The organism is Mesorhizobium sp. M7A.F.Ca.US.005.03.2.1 (genome assembly GCF_003997795.1).
Taxonomy (GTDB): domain Bacteria; phylum Pseudomonadota; class Alphaproteobacteria; order Rhizobiales; family Rhizobiaceae; genus Mesorhizobium; species Mesorhizobium ciceri.
Window position 1 is genome coordinate 1 of the sequence record NZ_RZRP01001655.1, and the last position, 382, is coordinate 382.

Consider the following 382-nt stretch of genomic DNA (forward strand, 5'->3'; position numbering starts at 1 on the left):
GTACTCATAGACGGCGGTGCGGAAGTCGCGATAGCCGGAAAAGCCGAGCTTCTTGGCGATCTTGACCACCATCGCCTCGGACACGCCGGATTCCTCGGCGATCTGCTTCAGCGGAATGCTCTCGTCGAAGCCGCGCCGGCCGAAGACGGTTTCCACCACCTTCGCCTCCAGCGGAGTGAGATGCGGCATCATCATGCGGATGCGCGGTCCTACCGCTTTCAGGTCCAGCCCGCTCAAGGTCATCCACGCCCCCTCGTCACGCGATCGATAAGCATCGCGGCGAGGATTATAAGACCAGTTGCCAGAAGCTGATAGAAGGACTGGACGTTCATCAGCGTCAAACCATTGCGCATGGCGCCGAGGATGACGGCGCCCAGGATGG

At 61.0% G+C, this 382-nt stretch carries 2 pseudogenes; both read right to left on the reverse strand.

The window, feature by feature from the left end:
* Positions 1–243: pseudogene (locus tag EN991_RS39660) on the reverse strand (RpiR family transcriptional regulator); the annotation flags it as partial.
* Positions 240–382: pseudogene (locus tag EN991_RS41565) on the reverse strand (ribose ABC transporter permease); the annotation flags it as partial. The pseudogenes EN991_RS39660 and EN991_RS41565, both read right to left, overlap by 4 nt.